Below are 4595 nucleotides of genomic sequence, written 5' to 3' on the forward strand. Positions count from 1 at the left end.
CCACGGCGTCCGCGATCTCCTCCGGCTCGCAGTTGCGCTGCCCGCGCGGCGCGGACGTTCCGGCGATGAGCTCGGTGTTGGTGAAGGACGGCAGGACGGCGCTGACGTGCACGCCGCTGTCCAGCACCTCCAGCCGGGCCGACTCGGTGAACGCGATGACCGCGGCCTTGCTGGCGTTGTAGAGCGCCAGGCCCGGCGTCGGCAGCAGGCCCGCGACGGACGCGATGTTGACGACGTGCCCGCGCCCGCGCGGCAGCATCCGGTCGAGCGCGAGCTTGGTGCCGAGCATGACACCGTGCACGTTGATGTCGACGCAGCGCCGCGCGTCCGCGTCGGACTCGCCGGTCACCGGGCCGATCGGCATGATGCCCGCGTTGTTGACCAGGACGTCCACGGGCCCGTGCGCGACCTCGGCCTCCGCGAGGAACGTCTCGAACGACTCGCGCGACGTGACGTCCACCGGGAGCGCCGTGACGCCCAGCCGCTCCCCGGCGGCCCTCGCCGCGGCCTCGTCGATGTCGCCGATGACGACCGTTCCGCCCTTGGCCCTGCACGCGCGCGCGGTGGCGAAGCCGATGCCGCGTGCCGCACCGGTGATGACGACGACCTTGCTCATGCCACACGCTCCAGGCTCATGCCACACGCTCCAGGGTCACGGCAGACGCTCCAGGTGGACGGGGAGGCCGTCCTTCGGGGACGGCAGGGACGTGGTGTCGAGGGGCCAGGTGTAGCGGCCGGGCACGCTCCACCGGTACCGCAGCAGCCACTGGTGCATGACGCTCTTGACCTGCATCCCGGCGAAGTGCAGGCCGATGCACTTGTGCGCGCCGCCGCCGAACGGCGACCAGGCGTACTTGTGCGCCTTGTCCTCGCGCCGCTCCGGCGCGAACCGGCCGGGGTCGAAGCGGTCGGGGTCCGGCCATACGTCCGGCATGCGGTGGTTGGTGAGCTGCGGGACGACCACGGTCGTCCCGGCCGGGATGTGGAAGCCGAGCACCTCGGTGTCCTTGACGGCCTTGCGCGGCAGCGCGGGCACCGGCGACACCAGCCGCAGCGCCTCCTTCATGACGGCGTCGATGCCGGTCATGGCGTCCAGGTCGGCGGGCTCCAGGACGGGCTTGCCGAGCGCGAACGACTCGTCCCGCAGCCGCTCCTGCCACTCGGGGTGCTTGGCCAGGTAGTAGGCCATCGTGGTGAGCGTGATGGTGGTCGTGTCGTGCGCGGCCATCAGCGCGAAGATCATGTGGTTGACGACGTCCTCGTCGGTGAACCGGTGGCCGTCGTCGGTCTCGGCGGCGCAGAGCGCGGCGAACAGGTCGTCGCCGCCGTCCCGGCGCTTGGCGGGCAGGTGCGTCCGGAAGAACCCCTCCAGGACCCCGCGCGCCCGCAGGCCCTTGTGCCAGCGCAGGCCGGGCACCGGGAAGCGGACGTAGGCGGTCCCGGCGCGGACGGCGTCGATGAACGCGCCGTTGATCCGGTCGGCCTCCGCGCGGTCCAGGTCGACGCCCATGAACACGTCGGTGGCCAGGTCGAGGGTGAGCTGCTTGACGTGGTCGTAGACCTTGAAGCCGCGTCCGGGGACCCACGCGTCCAGGCCCTTGCCGATGCTCGGCGCCATCGTCTCCTGGTACGCGCGGAGCCGCTGCCGGGTGAACGCCTGCTGCATGATGCGCCGGTGGTGCAGGTGCTCCTCGAAGTCGAGCAGCATGATCCCGCGGGTGAAGAACGGGCCGATGAAGAAGCTCCACGCCGGGCCGTTCGCGAACGCCTTGTCCCGGTTGACCAGCACGGTCTCGGCCGCCTCCGGTCCCTGGACGGTCACCGTCCGCTGGCCGAGCAGCCAGCTCCAGCTGACCGGGCCGAACAGGTCGTACCGCTCCCGGGACACCTCGAACGGCCGCCGCATCACCCGCAGGGTGTTGCCGACCAGCGGGAGGCCCGGGTCCCCGACGACGGGCTTGAGGCCGCTGCCCGGGGGCGGGGCGGCGAGGACGCGCGTGGCCATGCGGTACCTCCCGGCACAGGTCCGGCCGCTCGCTCGGAGGCGCGGAGACGACACGTCCGGTGCGCTACAAAAGGGCGTTATTTGTTCCTCTGTTGTAGCGTGCCGCTTCCCCGCGTGTCCAGGGTCGCGCCGGGGAGATCGGCCGGTAAAGCTTGCGCCCGGGGGACGGTGTCGTCCGGCGCTGGCCGAAGGGCTCCGGCCTAGCGTGCGAGCCATGCTCGCCGGTCTCGCGCTCGCCGCGACCTCTGCCTTCGCCTTCTCGCCGCTGCCCGCGCACGCGGCCGACCCGCCATGGCCCAACGCGGCCGGTTGGGCACCGTCCAACGCGGCCGGTTGGGCACCGTCCAACGCGGCCGGCTCGGCTTCGTCCAGCGCGGGCGGTTCGGGCCCGTCCAGCGCCGCCAGTTCGGCTCCGTCCAACGCCGCCGGGTCGGCTTCGTCCACTACGGCCGTTTCGCCTTCTTCGGGCGCGGATGTGTCGCCCTGGCCTGGTGGAGGAGCGCCGCCCCCGCCGGGCGCGGAGACGCCCGATGAGACGGCGGCCGGGGATGAGCCCGACGTCGCTCCGACCCGCCCGCCGAAAGCAGCCCCGCACAAGCAGACGAAGCGCGAGGTGGACGTCCGCGCCGTCCAGCGCCGCCTTCAGGCTCTGCACTACGCGCCCGGTCCCGCGAACGGCGTGTACAACGAGTACACCAAGGACGCCGTCTGGGCGTTCCAGAAGGTGAACGGCATGGCCCCCAACGGCCGGCTGAGCCGGCGCTTCATGTACGCGCTGGCCCATCCCCGGCAGCCACGGCGACTGACCCGCGACCGCTCGCGCACCCGCGTGGACATCGACATCCGCCACCAGGTGCTCACCCTCTACCGGGGCGGACGGGTGGCGCTGATCTCGCACATCTCCACGGGTTCCGGCCGCCACTACTGCGAGCGCGGGCACTGCGGGATCGCGCGCACGCCGGTCGGCGACTTCCGGGTGACGCGCCGGGTGGACGGATGGCACCGGTCCCCGCTCGGCTACATGTTCCGGCCGCTGTTCTTCCACGAGGGCTACGCCATGCACGGGTCGCTCCAGGTGCCGAACCGGCGGGCGTCACACGGCTGCGTCCGGCTGCCGATGAACGTCGGCGACACCCTGCCCGACCTGGTGCGGAACGGCACGCCGGTCCACCTCCGCCGCTGACGGCCGGGCTGCTGACGGCCGGGCCGCGCTGACGCGGCGGTCGCGGAGACGCCCGGCGTCAGCCCAGCAGCCTGCGCCGGGCGGCGGCCGTGAGCGGACGGTAAGCGCCCGACGAGTCGCGGTGGTAGGTCACCCCCGCGCCCGGTTCCGGCACGCCCTCCGCGCGCAGCGCGCGGGGGTCGGGCCGGTGGCCGGCCGTGACGGGGATGGCGGGCACGACCCGGACGACCGCCGGACGCAGCTCCGGCTCGACCCGCAGCAGCGTCTCGGCCAGGTCGACCGGCTTCACCTCGGCGTCCGGGCACAGCGTGATGGCGGCGACCACCACCTCGGAGCCGCCCGCCGGGACGCCGTAGACCACGACCGCGTCCACCTGCGGCAGGTCGTCGAGGGCGTCGCGGGCCGGGCCCGGCGGGACGATCCCGGACCGGGTGCGGATCAGCTCGGCGTCCCGTCCGACCAGCCAGAAGTCACCGTCCTCGTCCCGGCGGAACAGGTCACCGGTGACCTTCCAGGCGTCCTCGGGCGCGAACACGCCGCGCAGCGGACGCCGCCCGAGCTGCACCGTCTCCGGGCGGACGCGGGCGAGCAGCATCCCGATCTCGCCGGGTCCGCTCTCCTCGGCGAACCCGCCCGCGCCCTCGGCGAGCCGTCCGCTCTCCAGGTCGTAGCGGGCGAGCCGGACGTCGGCGCTGCCGGGCAGCGGACGTCCCAGCGCGCCCGGCTTCTTGCCGCTGAGGTTGACGAGCACGGCCTCGCCCTCGGTCGAGGCGTAGAACTCCAGCACGCGCGCGGGCGCGAACCGCTCCTCGACGCGCCGCCACAGCCCGCGCGGCATCCCCGACCCGATGAACAACCGCACCGGGTGGTGCAGCTCGGCCGGGTTCGGCGGGGCGTTGACCAGGTCGCGCAGCAGCATCCAGGTGTAGGACGCGACGGTGACGCCGTACCGGCGCGCCTCGTCCCAGAACGTCTCGGGGTCGTAGGCGGACGCGAGCGCCAGCCGCGACCCGCCCGCGACCGCTCCGCCGAGGCTCATCATCAGCGCGGACGGGTGCTGCAGCGGCGAGATCGAGAAGACCGTGTCGGCCGGCGACAGCGCCGCCGACGACGCCGTGCCGAACGCCGACAGCGCCCATCGCCGGTTGGTGATCCGGTTCGCTCGCGTGTGCTCGCCGTCCCCGGCGAACAGCACGAACGCGGTGTCGCTCGCGCGGCCGGGGTTCGGGCGGTACCAGGCGGGCAGCGGCACGGCGTCCGGGTCGATCTCCTCCATGTCGGGGATCTCCGGCCCGTCCCCGCGCGCCCGCACGCCGCCCAGCAGGTGGACGGGCAGCCCGAGCGCGACGGCGGCGGCCGCGTTCTCCGGGTCGGCGATGACGCGGGTGGCCCCGGCGAGCGCGGCCT

General features: G+C 73.7%; 5 protein-coding genes. 2 read left to right on the forward strand and 3 right to left on the reverse strand.

Annotated features, from left to right (window positions below; genetic code table 11):
* On the reverse strand, positions 1-616 hold a 616-nt coding region (locus AB0J52_RS28405; protein WP_500185525.1), incomplete at its 3' end, for an SDR family NAD(P)-dependent oxidoreductase.
* Between the two features lie 36 nt (positions 617-652).
* Positions 653-2005, reverse strand: coding sequence for a cytochrome P450 (locus AB0J52_RS28410; protein ID WP_500185527.1), 1353 nt, complete (start codon positions 2003-2005; stop codon positions 653-655).
* Positions 2006-2338: 333 nt separating this feature from the next.
* Between AB0J52_RS28410 and AB0J52_RS28415 the strand changes: the two genes are divergently transcribed.
* Positions 2339-2539 carry a hypothetical protein gene (locus tag AB0J52_RS28415; RefSeq protein ID WP_500185528.1) on the forward strand — a complete coding sequence of 67 codons (201 nt, stop codon included), beginning with the start codon at positions 2339-2341 and terminating at the stop codon, positions 2537-2539.
* Positions 2540-2618: 79 nt separating this feature from the next.
* Positions 2619-3188, forward strand: coding sequence for a L,D-transpeptidase family protein (locus AB0J52_RS28420; RefSeq protein WP_500185530.1), 570 nt, complete (start codon positions 2619-2621; stop codon positions 3186-3188).
* Between the two features lie 58 nt (positions 3189-3246).
* Here AB0J52_RS28420 and AB0J52_RS28425 read toward each other — a convergent pair.
* The coding region (locus AB0J52_RS28425; RefSeq protein ID WP_500185532.1) for an AMP-binding protein at positions 3247-4595 on the reverse strand (1349 nt) is incomplete at its 5' end.

Origin of the sequence: Spirillospora sp. NPDC049652 (assembly GCF_040675125.1) — a bacterium.
Lineage (GTDB): Bacteria > Actinomycetota > Actinomycetes > Streptosporangiales > Streptosporangiaceae > Spirillospora.